Annotated in this window: 16 protein-coding genes and 1 tRNA gene; 4 read left to right on the top strand and 13 right to left on the bottom strand. The window is 62.6% G+C overall.

Annotated elements, in window-relative coordinates:
• Window positions 1-3: 3 nt before the first annotated feature.
• From WDB91_RS07835 to WDB91_RS07820, 4 genes are all read right to left on the bottom strand, one after another.
• Complete coding sequence (locus WDB91_RS07835) at window positions 4-2,538, bottom strand: putative PEP-binding protein (protein ID WP_339112021.1); 2,535 nt, start codon at window positions 2,536-2,538, stop codon at window positions 4-6.
• A gap of 130 nt (window positions 2,539-2,668) precedes the next feature.
• Window positions 2,669-4,729, bottom strand: coding sequence for a glycine--tRNA ligase subunit beta (gene glyS, locus WDB91_RS07830; protein WP_339112020.1), 2,061 nt, complete (start codon window positions 4,727-4,729; stop codon window positions 2,669-2,671).
• Between the two features lies 1 nt (window position 4,730).
• Window positions 4,731-5,156: a DUF6446 family protein gene (locus WDB91_RS07825; RefSeq protein ID WP_339112019.1), complete on the bottom strand. Its 426-nt coding sequence runs from the start codon at window positions 5,154-5,156 to the stop codon at window positions 4,731-4,733.
• Between the two features lies 1 nt (window position 5,157).
• Entirely contained in the window at window positions 5,158-6,093 is a 936-nt protein-coding gene (locus WDB91_RS07820; RefSeq protein ID WP_339112018.1) for a glycine--tRNA ligase subunit alpha, read from the bottom strand.
• A 193-nt stretch (window positions 6,094-6,286) separates the two neighbouring features.
• On the opposite strand from WDB91_RS07820, the gene WDB91_RS07815 reads away from it, so the two are divergent.
• Window positions 6,287-8,185 carry a trypsin-like peptidase domain-containing protein gene (locus WDB91_RS07815; protein WP_339112017.1) on the top strand — a complete coding sequence of 633 codons (1,899 nt, stop codon included), beginning with the start codon at window positions 6,287-6,289 and terminating at the stop codon, window positions 8,183-8,185.
• A gap of 41 nt (window positions 8,186-8,226) precedes the next feature.
• Here the strand turns inward: WDB91_RS07815 and WDB91_RS07810 are convergent, their stop codons facing one another.
• Window positions 8,227-9,060 carry an inositol monophosphatase family protein gene (locus WDB91_RS07810; protein WP_339112016.1) on the bottom strand — a complete coding sequence of 278 codons (834 nt, stop codon included), beginning with the start codon at window positions 9,058-9,060 and terminating at the stop codon, window positions 8,227-8,229.
• Between the two features lie 110 nt (window positions 9,061-9,170).
• Window positions 9,171-9,536, bottom strand: coding sequence for a helix-turn-helix transcriptional regulator (locus WDB91_RS07805; RefSeq protein ID WP_339112015.1), 366 nt, complete (start codon window positions 9,534-9,536; stop codon window positions 9,171-9,173).
• 322 nt (window positions 9,537-9,858) lie between these two features.
• Between WDB91_RS07805 and WDB91_RS07800 the strand changes: the two genes are divergently transcribed.
• From WDB91_RS07800 to WDB91_RS07790, 3 genes are all read left to right on the top strand, one after another.
• Window positions 9,859-10,851, top strand: coding sequence for an NADPH:quinone oxidoreductase family protein (locus WDB91_RS07800; protein WP_339112014.1), 993 nt, complete (start codon window positions 9,859-9,861; stop codon window positions 10,849-10,851).
• A 144-nt stretch (window positions 10,852-10,995) separates the two neighbouring features.
• Window positions 10,996-11,769, top strand: coding sequence for a Bax inhibitor-1/YccA family protein (locus tag WDB91_RS07795; RefSeq protein WP_339112013.1), 774 nt, complete (start codon window positions 10,996-10,998; stop codon window positions 11,767-11,769).
• A 97-nt stretch (window positions 11,770-11,866) separates the two neighbouring features.
• Entirely contained in the window at window positions 11,867-14,386 is a 2,520-nt protein-coding gene (locus WDB91_RS07790; RefSeq protein ID WP_339112012.1) for a cation:proton antiporter, read from the top strand.
• A 6-nt stretch (window positions 14,387-14,392) separates the two neighbouring features.
• On the opposite strand, the gene WDB91_RS07785 is transcribed toward WDB91_RS07790, so the two are convergent.
• From WDB91_RS07785 to WDB91_RS07755, 7 genes are all read right to left on the bottom strand, one after another.
• A tRNA-Arg gene (locus WDB91_RS07785) sits at window positions 14,393-14,469 on the bottom strand.
• A gap of 85 nt (window positions 14,470-14,554) precedes the next feature.
• Window positions 14,555-15,031, bottom strand: a complete 477-nt coding sequence (locus WDB91_RS07780) for a GNAT family N-acetyltransferase (protein WP_339112011.1) — start codon at window positions 15,029-15,031, stop codon at window positions 14,555-14,557.
• A gap of 95 nt (window positions 15,032-15,126) precedes the next feature.
• Window positions 15,127-15,306 carry a hypothetical protein gene (locus WDB91_RS07775; protein WP_339112010.1) on the bottom strand — a complete coding sequence of 60 codons (180 nt, stop codon included), beginning with the start codon at window positions 15,304-15,306 and terminating at the stop codon, window positions 15,127-15,129.
• Between the two features lie 154 nt (window positions 15,307-15,460).
• Window positions 15,461-15,958 (bottom strand): transcription antitermination factor NusB, encoded by a 498-nt coding sequence (gene nusB, locus WDB91_RS07770; RefSeq protein WP_339112009.1) that lies wholly within the window; start codon window positions 15,956-15,958, stop codon window positions 15,461-15,463.
• A complete protein-coding gene (locus tag WDB91_RS07765) occupies window positions 15,955-16,506 on the bottom strand; it encodes a 6,7-dimethyl-8-ribityllumazine synthase (protein WP_339112008.1) in 552 nt (183 codons plus the stop codon). Before WDB91_RS07765 ends, nusB begins: the two co-directional genes overlap by 4 nt.
• Before the next feature lie 12 nt (window positions 16,507-16,518).
• On the bottom strand, window positions 16,519-17,658 hold the full coding sequence (gene ribB, locus WDB91_RS07760) for a 3,4-dihydroxy-2-butanone-4-phosphate synthase (RefSeq protein WP_339112007.1): 1,140 nt from the start codon (window positions 17,656-17,658) through the stop codon (window positions 16,519-16,521).
• The gene (locus WDB91_RS07755; protein WP_339112006.1) at window positions 17,655-18,260 is read right to left on the bottom strand and encodes a riboflavin synthase; all 606 of its coding nucleotides are present in this window, start codon (window positions 18,258-18,260) and stop codon (window positions 17,655-17,657) included. The genes ribB and WDB91_RS07755 overlap by 4 nt, the downstream gene beginning before the upstream one ends.
• Between the last annotated feature and the right edge of the window lie 143 nt (window positions 18,261-18,403).

Raw genomic sequence — 18,403 nt, 5'->3', positions numbered from 1 at the left:
CCCTCACTGCTGCTTGGGAGCCAGAAGGGCGAAATGGGCCGCAGCAAGGCGCGCAACCGGAACACGAAATGGTGAGCAGGACACATAATCGAAGCCCGCAGCGCGGCAGAATGCAATCGATTCGGGGTTGCCACCATGCTCGCCGCAGACCGAGATCGTGATATCGCGCCGTGTCGCGCGGCCGCGCCCTGCCCCGATCAGCAACAACTCGCCCACCCCTTCGATATCCAGAATATGGAACGGATCTTCGGAGAAGACGCGCTGGTTTACATAGGTCGACATGAACCGCCCCGCATCGTCGCGCGACAGACCATAGGTCATCTGGGTCAGGTCGTTCGTTCCAAAGGACATGAACTCTGCATGTTCGGCGATCTCGCCCGCGCGCAGCGCCGCGCGCGGCGTTTCCATCATCACACCCAGTTTATAGGAAAACTGCGCCTTCTGCTGGTTACGCACGGCGGCTGCGACCGCATCGATGCGGGTCTTCACCAGCTCCACCTCGCGCGAGGCGGAAACCAGCGGGATCATGATCTCGGGCACGATGACCGAGCCCCGACGCCCCGCCTCGACCACCGCCTCGAAGATGGCGCGGGCCTGCATATCGTAGATCTCGGGCAAGGTTACGCCAAGACGCACGCCACGCATCCCCAGCATCGGGTTGAACTCCGTCATCGCCTCGCAGCGCCGCGTCACTTCCGACAAAGGCCGCCCCAAAGCCTCGGCGAGTTCGCGCATCCCCTCCCGGCTATGCGGCAAAAACTCGTGCAGCGGCGGATCGAACAGCCGGATACAGACCGGCGCCCCTGCCATAATATCGAAAAGCGCGATAAAATCGTTGCGCTGCATCGGCAACAGACGTTCGAGCACGGCGGCACGGTCCTCGGGGCTGTCCACGAAGATCATCTCGCGCATCACCGTAAGCCTGTCCTCGTCGAAGAACATATGCTCGGTCCGGCACAGCCCGATCCCGTCCGCCTCGAAATTGCGCGCGGTGCGGGCATCATCGGGGGTGTCCGCATTGGCACGGATGCCGATATCGCGCACATTATCGGCCCAATGCAGCAATGTGCGGAACCCGTCATCGAGCGAGGGCTCCAGCATCTCGGCCTCGCCCAGAAGCACCTCGCCACTTGTGCCATCGACGGTAATGATATCGCCCTCGCGGAACACTCTCCCCTTGGGTCCGGTAAAGCTGTGATCACGCGCATTGAGCGTAATATTGGTGCAACCCACGATGCAGGGCAGCCCCAAACCACGGGCAATCACCGCTGCATGGCTGGTCATGCCACCGCGTTCGGTCAGCACCGCATTGGCCGCGTGCATGCCGCGTATATCCTCGGGCTGGGTCTCGCGGCGCACCAGAATACAGGGCTCGTCGCGCGAGGCCGCAGCCTGCGCCGCCGCGGCCGAGAACACGATCTTGCCGGTCGCCGCACCGGGTGAGGCCCCGATCCCGCGGGCGATCACATCGCGCGGGGCGCGCGGGTCCACCTGATAGTGCAGGAGTTCGGTCAGGGCCCGCGGTTCGATCCGCAACAGCGCCTCGTCGCGCGGGATCACCCCGTCCTCGGCCAGAGCCACCGCGATCCGCACAGCCGCCCGTGCCGAGCGTTGCACCCGCACCGCATCGATCACTGCAATGCGGCCACTCTCGATGGTGAACTCGATCTGCATCTCCTCGCGCAGCCGCTTGCGGCAGACGGGGCTGAAGGCAACCAGCTGGGCAAAGACCTCGGGCGCCATCTCCTCGAGCGAGGCACCGCGTTCGTCGCGCGTCAGATAATGGGTCTCGACCGAATTCGCCCGTCCTTGGGACTGGCCACGGAAACGCCCCGTGATCTGCGGTTGGCCGGTCACGCTTTCCACGAACTGGATCGTGCCCGACCCCGAAAGCCCCGGCCCGATCCCCAGCGCCATCTCCTGCAGCACCAGCCCCAGCGTCGCCTCGGCAGGCGCGCCCTTGGCCTGACGCAGAAGACGCGCGGTGGTGCCTTCCCATGCCCGCGCCATCGACCTGAGCACCTCGCGCAGCTGGGTCAGCGGATCCTGCGGGAAATCCTCTTCCATTTCCTCGGCAAATGCGTCCAGTGCCTCCTGCAGCGCGCCCTCCCCAGCCTCTGCCGAGAACATATCCGGGTCGAGGCGGGCGACATGGATCGCATAGCCCTGCACGAAATTCAGATAGAGTGCATCCGCCGCCTCCCGCCCGTGGGTTTCGGACAGGCGCTGATGCATCGCATTGTTCATTCCAACATTCAGCACCGTCCCCGGACCGCCCCATTCGGGGTTCTCGGGGCTCGAGCGCACGGAAATCAGGAAATCCTGCCCGAAGACATTGGTCAGCGGCGCAAGATCGGGCATCTGGCCCGTCGCAATGGATTTTACCGTCTCGACGGGGAGGGCCACGGTCGGCGGCACCGGCAGATCCAGCCGAATCAACCGTTGTAGACATTTCGCGCGCCAACCGTGCCGAGATTTTTCAACCTTGGCGGTGGGGGTTAGCTCGACGAACTCGGGAAAATCATAAAATTTCTGCATTGCAGCGAGCCCCATTGTGCAGGTGCAGCATACATGAAAACCGGTGGCACGCAAAGCGCGTCCCGCCGGTTTCGCATGATGAACGTGTTATCTAGCTTGCGCGCCTCACTCGTGGCGTGAAAACAAGGCGTTAGCCCTCGATCCGGTTCAGATCGGCGACCGACAGGCAGATCTGGCGGATACGGGAGAGCAGGTTCAGGCGGTTCCGGCGCACGATCTGATTATCGGAATTGATCTGCACGGCGGTGAAGAACGCATCAATCGGCGCGCGCAGCTGGGCCATAGCCCCCATCGCGCTGGCGAATTCCTGCGACTTCATGGCCGGTGTGATTTCCGCCTCGGCCTTATCGAGCGCGGCAAACAGCGCCTTCTCCTCGGGGCCTTCGGCGAATTTCGCATCGGCACCGAAGCTGTATTCCACGCCATCTTTCTCCTCGGCCTGCGTGAGGATGTTATTGGCGCGCTTATAGCCCTGAATGAGGTTCTCGCCGTCATCGGTTTTCAGGAAGCCCGAAAGCGCCTCGGCACGGTTGACCAGCAGTGTCAGATCATCATTTCCGGGCATCGCCAGAACTGCGTCGATCACATCATGGCGGATGCCCTGATCCTTCAGATAGACCTTCAGACGATCATGGAAGAAGGACAAGAGATCGGCGGCATCCGCACCCTCATAGCCCTTGGCGAAGACCTCGGTGAGGTTCAGCCGCAGATCATTGGTCAGGATCAGACGGATCACACCCAAGGCCGCACGGCGCAGCGCGAAAGGGTCCTTGGAGCCGGTAGGCTTTTCATCGATCGCCCAGAAGCCCGTCAGCGTGTCGATCTTGTCAGCCAGCGCCACGGCGACCGTCACCGGTGCGGTAGGCACATCATCGGACGGGCCGAGCGGCGAGTAATGGTCGCGGCAGGCATCGGCCACGGCCTCGGGCAGGCCCGCGCGTTGGGCATAATAGCGCCCCATGATCCCCTGCAATTCGGGGAACTCATAGACCATTTCCGAGCGCAGATCGGCCTTGGCGACCTCGGCGGCCTCGCGGGCCAGATCGGGCGAAGCGCCGACCTTTTGCGCGATCTCCGTGGCAAGTGTCGCAATCCGCGCGATACGGTCGGCCTGTGAGCCGAGCGCATTGTGGAAGGTCACATCCGCAAGCCCCGCGCCCATGCCCGAGAGCCCCTCGGCCTTGACCAGACGGTTATCGTTTTCCCAGAAGAATTTGGCATCCGACAGACGCGCCGAAAGCACCTTCTGGTTGCCCTTGAGGATCGTCGCGCCGTTGTCGGCGGTCTCGCGGTTGGCCACGGTGACAAAGCCCTCGATCCGGCCGGTTTTGGGGTTTTTCACCGAGAAGAATTTCTGGTGCTCTTTCATCGAGGTCTGCAGCACTTCGGGCGGCAGCTCGAGGAACTCGTCATCAATCTGGCCCATCAGCGCCACAGGGCATTCGACGAGCCCTGCCACCTCGGTCAGCAGGCCGCGGTCAGCCACCAGTTCGAGCCCGCGGGCAAAAGCCATCTGCTCGGCATCGTGCCAGATGGTCTGCTCGCGCTCGGCGCTGTCCAGCACGACTTTGGCCGCCGCCAGTTTGGCGCAGTAATCCTCGAAACCGGTGACAGAAAAACGGCCCGGTGCCATGAAGCGGTGGCCTTCGGTGGTATTGCCGGATGTGATCCCGTCGATATCCAGATCGACCACCTCGGCCCCGCCCTCATCGGACAGCAGGCACAGGATCGAATGCAGCGGGCGCACCCAGCGCAAACTCCCCGCGCCCCAGCGCATCGATTTGGGCCAGGGGAAATTGCGGATGGTCTTTTCCAGCACCTCGGCGATGATCGCAGGCGCCTCGCGGCCCTCTTTCTCGACGACCGCAAAATAGACCTGACCCTTTTTCTCGTCGCGGATCTCCAGCTGGTCCATCGTCAGACCGGTCGAGCGCAGGAACCCCTCGATCGCTTTCTCTGGCGCGCCGACCTTGGGGCCTTTGCGCTCCTCGCGCAGCGTCGGGCTCTCTTTCGACAGTCCCTCCAGCGTCAGCACAAGGCGGCGCGGGGTCGAGAAGGCGCCGGCAGAGGCGTAGGTCAGGCCCGCCTCGACCAGCCCGTCGGTCACGAGCTTCTTGAGGTCCTCGCGCGCGCGGCCCTGCATCCGCGCGGGGATTTCCTCGGAAAAGAGTTCGATTAGAAGATCGGGCATGTCAATTCTCCGCGGCGTGTCGCTGATGCCAGGCATAGGCCCGGCCATCGGAATAAATGGCCACCACCCGGTCGATGCCGGGGGTGATGTCGGGTTCGGACAGGAAGGCAATCGCCTCGCCTGTGCGCAGATCCTCGGTCAGGCGCGCCGGATCATAGCAGGAAAACCCCTGCTGTTCCGGCTCGGGCGCGGCCTTGGGATCTACGGTGAAGGTTTCGGTCAGCATACCGAGGCTCAGCGGCGTGTGGAAACAGCCCCGGAACTCGGTATCCTGCGTCGTTTTCAGATCTTCGGTCAGAATAGGCTCGGGCTGCCCCGAAGAGATCGACACAAGACGGATCTCGCCCGCAGGCGGTGTGGCCGCCGAGGCAAGCGGCGCAAGCGCCCCCATGGCCAGCGCGGCCAGTATCCTGTGCCGATATGCCATCTCAGACGGCGCCGCCTGCAGGCGTGCGCACGAAGGCATCGGCGCATTTCTTGGCCAGCGCCCGCACCCGCCCGATATAGGCCTGACGTTCGGTGACCGAGATCACGCCGCGCGCATCCAGCAGGTTGAAGAGATGGCTGGCCTTGATGCACTGGTCATAGGCGGGATGGGCCATGATGATCCGGCGCTCGGCGCCATCCTCATCGGCCTGCGCGAGGATCCGCTCGCATTCGGCCTCGGCATCCTTGAAATGCTGCAGGAGCATATCGGTGTCGGCCACATCGAAGTTCCAGCGGGAATATTCCTGCTCGGTCTGCTTGAAGACATCGCCATATTTCAGCGCGATCGGCGCGTCGGGGTCGTTATAGGGCATGTCCATCACATGATCGATGCCCAGCACATACATCGCCAGACGCTCCAGACCATAGGTCAGCTCTCCCGAAACGGGGTGGCAATCATGGCCGCCGACCTGCTGGAAATAGGTGAACTGCGACACTTCCATACCGTCGCACCAGACTTCCCAGCCAAGGCCCCAGGCGCCCAGCGTCGGGCTTTCCCAGTCGTCTTCCACAAAACGGATGTCATGCAGGTCGATATCGATCCCGATCGCGCGCAGCGAGCCCAGATAGAGCTCCTGCAGATCCGGCGGGCTCGGTTTGATCAGCACCTGATACTGGTAGTAATGCTGCAGGCGGTTCGGGTTCTCGCCATAGCGGCCATCGGTCGGACGGCGCGAGGGCTGCACATAGGCGGCGGCCCAAGGTTTGGACCCCAGCGAGCGCAGCGTGGTCGCGGGGTGGAAGGTGCCCGCCCCTACTTCCATGTCATAGGGCTGCATGATCGCGCAGCCCTTGCCCGCCCAATAGGCTTGCAGTCGCAGGATAATCTCCTGGAACGACCGCGGCGCGGCGGGTTTGGTGGCGGTGGCATCTGACATGCGAACTCTCCTAGACGGATCTGTCATCGAAACTTGCCTATGCCTGATAGGCAAGGCCGCAAGCGGGGTCAACGTGCAACAACGTCACGACGTCATACTGTGACATGGGCTTTGGGGGATGACGCGGGACAAAAGCCTGCTAATTTGCGACAACTTTGCAATTTTGAACAGGGCAGGTTTTATAATGAGGGTTATGCGCAAAGCTGTGTCAGCGCTGGTGGGCGCGGGTCTCACGGGCATGGTCTGGGCCGGTGCCGGATGGGCCGCTCCCGTCTGGCTGCAGATCGAAGCGCAACCCTCTCTGGCACAGGCCGAACAATCGGCGCGCGGCTGGTCCAGCCTACCCGATCTGTCCGGTTTCTCGATGTCGACCGGCTGGTATGCGATCTCGATCGGCCCGTTCGAAACCCGTGACGCGGCCAATGACCGCCGCCGCGCGCTCCAGCGCGAGGGGCTGATCCCTTCGGATGCCTATGTGACGGAAGGCACGAATTATGGCGCGCAGTTCTGGCCGGTGGGCGCACGTTTCCTGCAGGCACCCGCGGCCCAGCCGTCTTCCGCCCAGCCTTCTGCCGGCGAACCCTCTCCGGATGCGCCCATCACCTCCGGCGTGACCACAGGCACCGTCGACACGACCGCCCTGCCCGATGACACCGTGCCGGAGACCGGAACCGATACCGTCACCGGCCCGAGCGAAGCTGCAGCCGCACCAGCGCCCACGCCCGAACAAGCCCTCGAAACGGCGGCACCTCCCGCGCCGCAAGGGGAAACACTGGCCGAATCGCGGCGCCTCGAACAACTCCTGTCGCGCGCGGATAAGATGGCCATTCAGGATGCGCTGACATGGCAGGGCTATTACAAGGGCGCGCTCGATGCCTCGTTCGGGCCGGGCACGCGGAGCTCCATCGCCGAGTGGCAGCGCGCGCAGGGCGATGAACCAACGGGGGTGCTATCCTCGACCCAGCAGGCCGCCCTTCTGGACGAGGTCGAGACCGAACGTGCGGCCCTCGGGCTGGCGGTAGTGGAAAATAGCGATGCCGGCATCCGTATCGCCCTGCCCGAGGCGCTTGTCGCGTTCAAAGGATATGACGCGCCCTTCGTGCAATATGGTCCGAAAGACGGCTCCGGTGTCACGGCGCTGCTGATCTCGCGCAAGGGCGATGCCGATGCGCTGGCCGCCCTTTACAAGGTGATGCAGACGCTCGATGCCGTGCCCGCCGATGGGCCTCGCGCCCTCGAAGCCACGGGATTCCATATCGAGGGACGCAACGACAAAGTCATCTCCTACACGCAAGCCACGCTTTCGGACGGGCTGATCAAGGGCTTCACCCTGATCTGGCCAGCGGATGGCGATATGGCACAGCGCAGGCGCGTTCTGGCCGCAATGGAACAGAATTTTGCTCCCATCGGCAATCAGGCACTGGACCCGACCTTGGGCAAACCGATGACCGTCAGCCATGAAGACCTGACACGCGGGACCGACATCCGCAAACCCGTCTTCTCACGTTCGGGCTTCTATGTGGATGATCGCGGCACCGTGGCCACCGCTGCTGCCGGTATCGACAGCTGCAAGAGGATCACCATCCAGGATGGCACGGCCACGCTGAAGGCGCAGGACAAGGCGCTGGGGCTGGCGCTGCTGAGCCCCGACAAGCCACTCGCGCCGAAAACGGTCGCGCGCTTCCAGACGGGGGGCGCGGCTGTGGGCTCCGATATCGCGGCGGCGGGCTTCTCCTATCCGGAGGCGATGTCAGCGCCGGTGCTGAGCTTCGGCACGCTGGCGGCCCTAAAGGGGCTGGAAAACACCGATCCGTCGCTCGCCCGCCTGACCCTGCGCACCCTGCCCGGCGATGTGGGCGGACCTGTGCTGGACAGTTCGGGCGCGGTGATCGGGATGGTGCTGCCCAAAGCTACAGGCGACAAGGTGCTGCCCAAGGATCTCTCGCTGGCCCTACAGGCGCAACCGATGGCCGATGCGATGGCAAGCATGGGCACCCCGCCCGAAGCCGCGGAGCCCCATGGCGCGCTTGCCACCGAAGACCTGACACGCGAGGTGCAGGGCATGGTGGTGCATGTAAGCTGCTGGAAATAAAAATATCCCCCCTGCATGTCGGACATGCAGGGGGGATTGGCTCAGCCGTTCAGCACAGCCAGAGCTGCGGCATGGATCTCGGGATTGGCGGCGGCAATCACCTGCCCCCCCAGATGCGCCGGCCCACCCTGCCAGTTCGTGACGATCCCGCCTGCGGCCTCGACCACAGCCATCGGGCCCTGGATGTCATAAGGGTGCAGCTGTGCCTCGACCACCAGATCGATCTGCCCCGCCGCAAGAAGCGCATAGGCATAGCAATCCATTCCATAACGCGTCAGCTTGGCCTGCGTGGACAGGCGCTTGAAGGCCGCGCCCTCCTCGAGGGTGCCGACCTCTGGGAATGTCGTAAAGAGCACGGCGTCGGCGAGCGCATCGGTGGCCGCGCTACGCGTTTTGAGATCATGTTCGCCATGCGGTCCGATCAGCCTGGCGATCCCCGGACCGCCGATGAACCGCTCGCCGATATAGGGCTGGTCCACGATCCCGAGAAACGGCGCGCCGAGCGCGCCATCAACCACCCGCGCGAGCCCGATCAGCACCCCCCAGGTGGGCGTGCCGGACATGAAGCCCCGTGTGCCGTCGATCGGATCGAGCACCCAGACATAGCCGCTCGTGCCTAGCGACTGCCCCTGTTCCTCGCCATAGATCCCGTCTTCGGGACGTTCACGGCGAAGGATCTCGCGCATCGCCGCTTCGGCTGCGCGATCGGCCTCGGTCACCGGATCGAAGCCCGCAGCCTCTTTGTTGGCGGCGGCTATACCGCCTGCGGGCCGGAAACGGGCCAGCGTCTCGCGTCGGGCCGCATCGGCCAACCGCCCTGCGAGCTCCGTCAGCGCGGTGATGTCATTGGAGGAAAGATCGTGTGACGCGCTCATGCTATTCTCCCGCTGTTTTGCAAGCGGTAGCCAGCACGTTTCACAAGGTCAAGGCAGGAGCCGCGAATTGCCGTCCGGCCGTGGAAGGCCGGACAGCCGATATGGGTGAATCAGGCTGCAGAAGAAGCCGAGAGCACTTTTGCCAGATCGAAAAGGCGACGGCGCTGTTCTTCGGGAATTGCGTAGTAGGAGCGGACGAGCGCCAGAGCTTCCTTGTCGGCAAGGATGTCGCCTTCCACTTCCTTCTTGTCGACCTGACCGTCCAGACCTTCGAAGAAAAAGGAGATCGGAACATCGAGAGCTTCGGAGATGTCCCAAAGACGCGATGCCGAAACGCGGTTCATGCCGGTTTCGTATTTCTGAATCTGTTGAAACTTGATTCCAACCTTGTCCGCGAGCTGCTGCTGCGTGACGCCGATCATCCAGCGACGATGGCGAATACGTTTACCTACATGGGCATCAACTGGGTGTTTCATTCAATCGTCCTTACAACACTACAAATAGGAACCTATCACGTCGACACACGCATAGGGCGGCATTTCCTCACAAAAGGTCGTCAAAATTAGTATAAAAAGACTAAACGAAGTTAATCTTCAGGCCAATTTCTTAAAATTTTTTGTTCCAATGCTTAAAGCGAGCCTTGCGAAACTGTATCATCCTCAGGATGTTTCGCAATTTGCATCGCAAAATGCGAAATTGAAAAGGTTCTCGTTATGGAAATATTCTTTCGCGAATCACCTGACGACTTGTCGTAACGCGCGGAGCCGCTAGTCTGGCCCCCGTTACAGGAGAGATCCGATGCCCCAGATGACCGCCTTCCAAGTCGTCGATTTCGCGCGCCCGCCCGAGCACCGCCCCTGCGCAAGGCCCGAGCCCGAAGCGGGAGAGCTGCTGATCCGTATCCATGCCTGTGGGCTGAATTTTGCCGATCTGCTGATGATGCAGGGCCGGTATCAGGACACCCCAGCCCCGCCCTTCACCTTGGGGCTGGAATGTGCGGGCGAGGTCGTGGGGCGCGGGGTCGGCTGCACCATTCCGCTCGGCACAAGGGTCGCCGTCTATGCAGGACAGGGCGGGCTGGCAGAATATGGCAGCTTTCCGGAAGCCGCCTGCATCCCGCTCCCGCCAGACACCCCCTATGACGAGGCTGCCGGGCTCCTCATCACCTATGGCACATCCCATCTCGCACTGACCCATACGGCGGGCCTGCGCGCCGGAGAAACGCTTGCGGTGATCGGTGCGGCAGGTGGCGTCGGACTGACCGCCGTGGAGATCGGGGCGCAACTGGGGGCACGGGTGATCGCCGTGGCGCGCGGTGCGGAGAAATGCGCCATCGCCCGCACGGCAGGTGCGGCCGAGACCATCGACAGCGATACGGCCGGAGAACAAGGCGGGCTCAAGGCAGGGTTGAAGGCTCTGGGCGGGGTTGATGTGGTTTATGATGCCGTGGGCGGCACACTTGGCGAGGCGGCCTTCCGCGCGCTGAACCGTGGCGGCCGCTTTCTGCTGATCGGCTTTGCGGGGGGCACCCCACCGGCGCTCCCGCTCAATCACGCGCTGGTCAAGAATATCTCGATCCACGGGCTGTATTGGGGCGGATACCGCGAGATCGCCCCCCAAGCCTTCCGTCGCTCGCTCGATGAGGTGCTGCGCGATCATGCGGCGGGCCATCTGCGCCCGCATGTCTCCCACCGGCTCCCCTTCGCCCGTGTGGGCGAGGCGCTGGAGCTGCTACGCAACCGACAGTCGAGCGGCAAGATCGTGATCGCCATCGATGGCAGCAGTTTTTAAACCGTCATCAAAAATTACCACGTTTATTTGGTCGTTTTCCGCATAAAGCCGCCAAGCGCTATCTTGAAATGGAAGCATGGTCTGCCAATATCGGCAGGGATAAGAGCGCCATTGAGGGCGCATGCCACTTCATGGAGGGATTTGATGGCTGGTTTTAACACGATGCGCACCGCGACCGGCGCGCGTCAGGCGCAGATTGACGCAGGTCTGCGCGCACACATGAACAAGGTCTACGGGCTGATGTCGGCAGCGATGCTCATCACCGGGGCAGTGGCATGGGCGCTTGCCGGCCTTGCAATGACCAATGATCCGGCCGCCGCGGTCGGCACCATGCGCAATGGCACCATGCTGACGCAGTTCGGCGCGTTGCTCTATACCTCGCCGCTGAAATGGGTGGTGATGCTGGCGCCTCTAGCCGTCGTCTTCCTGTTCTCGGCCACGATCAACCGCATGTCGGTCGGTGCGGCACAGCTGGTCTTCTGGGTCTATGCGGCGCTTGTGGGCGCATCGATTTCCTCGATCTTCCTCGTCTTCACCGGCGTATCCATTGCCCAGACCTTCCTCGTGACCGCGATCGCCTTCGCTTCGCTCTCGCTTTATGGCTACACCACCAAACGCGACCTGTCGCCGATGGGCTCGTTCCTGATGATGGGTCTGATCGGCCTGATCGTGGCGTCGATCGTCAATATCTTCATCGCGAGCTCGGCTCTGGCCTTCGCCGTGTCCGTTCTTGGTGTGCTGATCTTCGCGGGTCTGACCGCCTATGACACGCAGAAGATCAAGACTACCTATCTCGAGATGGCACATTCGGGCGAGGACTTCCTTGGCAAGGCTGCCATCATGGGTGCGCTGAGCCTCTATCTGGACTTCCTCAACCTGTTTATGCTGCTCCTGAACTTCATGGGGAACCGCGAATAATCGCCTCTCTCCGATACTACGCAAACAGCCGCCGGTTTCCGGCGGCTGTTTCATGTCAGCCCCTTCCCTTTCCTCTCCGAGCCGCTAGTTTCCGATCATGGATATCGTCATTATTGTCGCGATTATCGCGTCACTCTTTTTCGTGATCGGCGTGGCCGAGCCTCTCGCCGCCCGCCTGCGGCTACCCTATTCGGTGATCATCGCCGCATTGGGCATGTTGATCGGCTCGGCGGCGATCTTCTTTTTACAGACCACGCTGACCGATGCGCTCAATCCCGTGGCCGAGGCGATCCTCGGCCTGCCGATCCGTGCCAATGTCTTCCTCTATATCTTCCTGCCGCTCCTGCTGTTCCAGGTAACATTGGGCATGAACCTGCGCCGGATGATGGATGACTGGGTGCCGATCCTCGTGATGGCGGTTGTGGCCGTCGTGGTAGCCACTCTTTCGGTGGGATACGCGCTCTCCTATATCTCCTCGCTGCCGCTCGCTGCCTGTCTACTGGTCGGCGCGATTGTCTCCACGACCGATCCTTCGGCCGTGGTCAGCATCTTCCGCTCGCTCTCGGCCCCGCAGCGGCTGGCGCGGATCATCGAGGGCGAGAGCCTTCTGAACGACGCCGCCGCCATCGCGCTCTTCGGCCTCTTCATCGGTTATGTGATGCTGGGCGTGCCGGACCCCGAACTGGGCGAGGCCTTGGGCCGCTTCCCGATGCTGATCGCGGGCGGCGCCGCCACCGGCTGGGTGCTGTCGCAGATCGGCCTGCGCATCATGGGGCTCTTTCCCCGTTACGAGCTGGCGCAGATGTCGGTTTCGGTCGCCCTCCCCTATCTGTCCTATATTATCGCCGAACAGCTGATCGGGGCCTCCGGTGTGATCGCCGTGGTGGCCGCAGGTCTGACGCTCAACCTCGCGGGGCCCGGCCGGATCGAGCCGCAGACATGGACCAACATGCGCGAGACCTGGGATCTGGTGGCCCATTGGGCCGGCGCATTGATCTTTATTCTGGCCGCGCTCCTGATCCCGCGGCTTCTCGAAGGCACTACTGTCACCGACTTCCTGTTGATCGGTGTGGTCGTCGTGGCGGCCATCGCCGCGCGCGCGGTGATCCTCTGGGGACTGCTGCCGGTGCTAACGCTTCTGCGCCTCTCGCCGCCGGTCGAGCGGCCCTATCGCGTGGCCATTCTCTGGGGCGGGTTGCGCGGCGCGGTAACGCTGGCGCTCGCACTGGCCGTGACCGAGAACGCTCTGGTGCCCGTCGAGATCAAGCGCGTTGTCGGCATCCTTGCCACGGGCTTCACCCTATTCACCCTGATCGTCCAAGGGACGACCCTGCGCAGCGTGATCGGCAAGCTGGGACTCGACAAGCTCTCGCCGCTCGATCAGGCGCTAGCCAATCAGGTCATCGCCGTCTCGCTACAGACCGTGCGCGAGGATGTCGCCAAATCCAGCGAGAACTACAACCTCAACCACGAGATCATCCGCGCCGAGGCGAAGCGCTTCGGCGAGAGGCTGGATTCTGTCGTGCGGGCCGCCGAAGCCGGTGCCAATATTCTGGATCGCGACCGGATCACATTGGGTCTGATCGCGCTGGCAGGGTTCGAGCGCGAACAGGTGCTAAGCCGCCTGCGCGACCGCTCGATCTCGTCGCGTATCGGCGAGGCCGCACTCAGCCAGACCGACCATCTGATCGAAGGCGCACGCGCTCAAGGCCGGACCGGTTACCAGCGCGCGGCCCGCAGCGCCATTGATTACGGGCGCGCCTTCCGGATCGCCAATTTCCTGCACAACCGCTTGCGCTTCTCGATGCCGCTTGCCCTGCTGACCGCCGACCGGTTCGAAAGGCTCCTGTCACAGCGCATGATCCTGCGCGATCTGGATGCGTTCATCGATGCCCGCATCCGCCGCATCCATGGCCGCCGCGTGGCCGACCTGCTCCACGAGCTGCTCGCGCGCCGTGTGGAGGCGCTGGAAACCGCGCTCTACGGTCTGCGCCTGCAATATCCGGGCTATGCCGAAGAGCTCGAGCGCCGCCTGATCCGCCGCACAGCCCTGCGGATGGAAGAGCGCGAATACAACACGATGCACGAGGACGGACTGATCTCCGAGGAGGTCTTCACCTCGCTCATGCAGGATATCTCTGCACGCCGCCTGAAGGCCGAGGAACGCCCGATGCTGGACCTGCAGGTGCAGCGGGCCGACATCCTGCGCCGGATGCGGCTGTTCGAGGATTTGGACGAACGTATCCGCAAACCTCTGGGCCGCAGCCTGCGCACGCGCTATTTCGATCCGGGTGACAAGATCATGCGCAAGGAACGCCATGCCCGCTCGGTCTTTTTCATCGCCTCGGGAGCGGTCGAGCTGGAAACGGCAGGGCAGATCTCGCGTCTCGGGCGGGGCGATATGTTCGGCGAACTGGCCTTGCTGACCGGCAAGCCGCGGCGCACCGATGTGCGTGCCATCGCGCCCTCGACGATTCTGGAGCTGGATGAAAAACGGTTCCGCAAGCTCTTGCGCCGTAGCCCCGCCATCCGCGAGGCCGCCCGCGAGGCCGCCGAAAAGCGTGGTATCTCGATCGACGATCTTCTGGAGGAGACCGCGCCGGAGACTGCGAAATAATGGAAGTGGCGGCCCCTGAAGGATTCGAACCCTCGGCCGTCCGCTTAGAAGGCGGATGCTCTATCCAGCTGAGCTAAGGGGCCATTGTCGCCTTGATAACGCGACAATCGCGAAGCTGCAATCCGCTCCGTGCATCTTGGCCCGCCAATTTCGAGGTGCGGCAAGCGGTTAGGTTTTCACCGCGACCGGCAGGCTCAGCGCCATATAGACGCTCATCGGATCAAGGGTATAGTCGGCGAAAGGTGCACATCGCGTGAAGCCTTCCGTCTCGTAGAGGCTGCGCGCAACCTGGAAGCTGGCCTGCGCACCGGTTTCCAGCCGCACCTCGCGGATCCCTGCCTCCGCCACATCGGCCAGAAGGTGGCGCAGCATCATCCGCGCCAGCCCGCGGCCGCGCTCCTCATAAAGCACATGCATGGATTTCAGCTCGGCCAGATCGGGTCCATGGCGGTTCCACGCCCCCATGCCGATGGCACGGCCTTCCTCGCGCATCACGAAAAACCGGATCTGCGGCGCGGCCAGCGCATCGGGCGGCAGCATATGGATGGAGCCGGGCGGCGTGTCGGCATGCATCGCATCGAAATGGCGCTTGTGCAGAAGCGCCAGATTTTCCTGAACAGGATGTTCGCGCAGAATGGTAATCATGAAAGACCTCCCCTGATGCCGACAGCTTAGCCCAAAGCCCAAAACGCGAAAAGGCGCACCCTCGGGCACGCCTCTTGATTTGAAAACCGGTGAACTTAACGGCGCAGTTGGCGCTGGAGCTTCGTCGGTGCATCGGCACGGACGCGCACCGGTTGCAACTGCAGATCCTGCGCGCGCATCCCGTGACCGGACCGGCCATCATGCCGGAATAACCCAGTCAGGCCCGAAACGAGCTCTGTTGCAGAAGAAACGAGGGTGTTGAGCAGAACAAGCATGGGCGCGTCCTCTAGTTGTTACATTCAATGTAACGCATCGTTTCCAAAAACCAAGAGGCGATTCTCAAATTGCTTATTATTCGGACAACACTTCCCGCATGCAGGCATGAAAAAAGGGGCCGCAGCCCCTTCTTGCAGCCTGCCCTGCAACGGCTCAGGCCATATCGTCGCGCAGCTGGCGGGCCATATTGTCGATGACGGCATTCACGAATTTTGGTTCGCGGCCATCGGGGAAGAAGGCGCGAGCCACTTCCACGAATTCGTTGATCACTACTTTCGGCGGAGTCGCCGGATTGACCAGCTCGGCCCCTGCCGCACGGAAGAGCGCACGCAAAACCGAATCAATCCGGTTCAGCGGCCAGCTCTCCAGCAGCGCCTTATCGGTGGCCTTGTCGATCTTGCCCTGCCACATTACCGCGTCATCCAAGATCCGGCGGAACAGATCAACATTTCCTTCCGACATCTCGACATCGTCGATCACCGCACCAAAACGGAAATTCTCGAACTCTGCCCGCACCTTATCCGCAGACTGACCGCCTGCTTCCATCTGGAACAGGGCCTGCACGGCATAGAGCCGTGCTGCGGATTTCATCCGGCGCTTTTCCTCGAGCGAGGGTTTGCGCGGTTTTTCGGCGGGCATATCTTCGGTCATGCGGTCTTGGTTCCTTCGGCTTCACCGGCAATGCGGACCGACTCGCCCTGCGGGCGGAAGCCAATCCCTTTTGTCCGGTTCGCCCATTTGCGCGATAGAGCGAGCAAATGCAAGGCCGCAGCAGCAGCTCCGCCACCTTTGTTCGCCTTGGCGGTATTGGCGCGCACCTCGGCCTGATCGTAATTCTCGACCGTCAGGATGCCGTTGCCGATCAAGATACCCTCGAGCCCCATCAGCTGGATCGCGCGCGAGCTGTCATTGCAGACCGTGTCATAATGCGTGGTCTCGCCGCGGATCACGCAACCCAGAGCGGTGAAACAGTCGTAATCGGCCATACGCGCGGCCAGTTTGATCGCGGTCGGGATCTCCAGCGCACCGGGCACCTCGACGATATCGACCACCGCGCCACAGCTTTCCGCCATCTCGCGCGCACCCTTCACCATGTGATCCGCGATCTCCTTGTAATAGGGCGCCACCACGATCAGCATCCGCACGGGCTTGTCGAAGCTCGGCGCCGGAAGGGTGTAATGGGTCTCAGATTCGGCCATCGTCTTGTCCTATCAGTATTTACGCGTCGCGCAGATTTCGAGCCCGTAGCCATCGATCCCGACGACTTTGGGAAGAGGGGAATTGGTCAGCAGCTCGACCTTCGACAGGCCCAGTGCCGCGAGGATCTGCGCACCCAGACCGTATTGGCGCAGCGTGTTGGGGCTGCCCTCATCGACCAGCGGCAGCTTCATGCCCGGATCGCGCAGCGCCACGAACACGCCACGACCCTCGGCGGCAATCGCATCGAGCGCACGCCCGATATCGCCCTCGCGGCCCGGCACGAGACCCAGCGCATCGCCCAGCGGATCGAGCGCATGCATACGCACCAGAACCGGCGCCTCGCCCGTCAGATCGCCCTTCGACAGCACGATATGTTCGGCGCCCTCCAGATCGTCGGTGAACACGCGCATCGCCCAATCGCCGCCATGGACCGAGGTCACGGGCTTCTGGGCGGTTTCGGTCACGAGGTTGTCGTAGCGGCGGCGATAGGCGATCAGATCGGAGATCGTGCCGATCTTGATACCGTATTTCTGGCCGAAGGCGATCAGGTCGGGGAGACGCGCCATGGTGCCGTCTTCCTTCATGACCTCGCAGATCACACCGGCAGGGTTCATGCCCGCCAGACGCGAGACATCGACCACGGCTTCGGTATGGCCGGCCCGCACCAGCACACCGCCATCGCGGGCACGCAGCGGGAAGACATGGCCCGGCGAAGCGAGATCATCGCCCGTCTTCATCGGGTCGATGGCCACCGATACGGTGCGCGCGCGGTCATGTGCCGAGATACCGGTCGAAATCCCCTCACGGGCCTCGATCGAGACGGTAAAGGCGGTTTCCTGACGCGAACTGTTGGAGGCCGCCATGGACGGCAGCCCCAGCGCATCAACGCGGTCCGAGGTCAGCGCAAGGCAGACAAGCCCGCGCCCATGGGTCGCCATGAAATTGATCGCATCGGGGGTCGCCATCTGGGCGGGGATGCACAGATCGCCCTCGTTCTCGCGGTCCTCGTGGTCGACAAGGATATACATCCGACCGTTACGGGCATCCTCGATGATTTCCTCGATGGAGGAGATCGCATCGCGATAGCTTTCCTCGACGGGGCCCGGAACATCATGGGTGCCGGATTTGTCCACGGGTTTAATCTCGCTCATGCGTTCCACTCCTGCAGGCGCGCGACGTAACGCGCCATCGTATCGATCTCGATATTGATCGGGTCGCCGGCTTTGGCCGTGCCCCATGTTGTCACTTCTTTGGTATGCGGAATGATATTCACACCGAATTCCGCCCCCGACACTTCGTTCACGGTAAGCGACGTGCCATTAAGCGTCACCGAGCCTTTGGGCGCGATGAAACTGGCCAGATCATCGGGTGCGCGGAAGGTGAAACGCGAGCTGTCGCCCTCGTCACGGATCGACACGATCTCGGCCACGCCATCGACATGGCCCGCCACAATATGGCCGCCGAGTTCGTCGCCCACCTTGAGCGCGCGCTCGAGGTTCAGGCGGCGGCCCACATGCCATGAATTCCGTCCGATATTGGTCTTGGCGACGCTTTCCGCCGAGATCTGCACATCGAACCAGTCCTGCGGGTCCTTACCCTTGGAAATCACGGTCAGGCAGACCCCGTCGCAGGCGATGGAGGCCCCGATATCCACCGTATCCACATCGTAAGAGGTGCCGATCCGCGCCCAGAGGTCACCCTGCTGTTCCAGCGCAAGAACTTCGCCCATATCGGTAATGATCCCGGTGAACATCCGTCTCTCCTTTTCAGTCCCCCTTCCCCTAGCCCGAGGGGCAGAGCGGTGCAAGAACTGGGGTCGCTACATATACGCACATATTCTCAGCATCCCCGTGGCCCTATATGATTTGTCTAAATATTGATCTATTCTTGGCCAGA

The sequence above is a fragment of the Thioclava sp. GXIMD2076 genome (genome assembly GCF_037949795.1).
Taxonomy (GTDB): domain Bacteria; phylum Pseudomonadota; class Alphaproteobacteria; order Rhodobacterales; family Rhodobacteraceae; genus Thioclava; species Thioclava kandeliae.
This window is presented reverse-complemented; position numbering and strand designations above follow the sequence as displayed.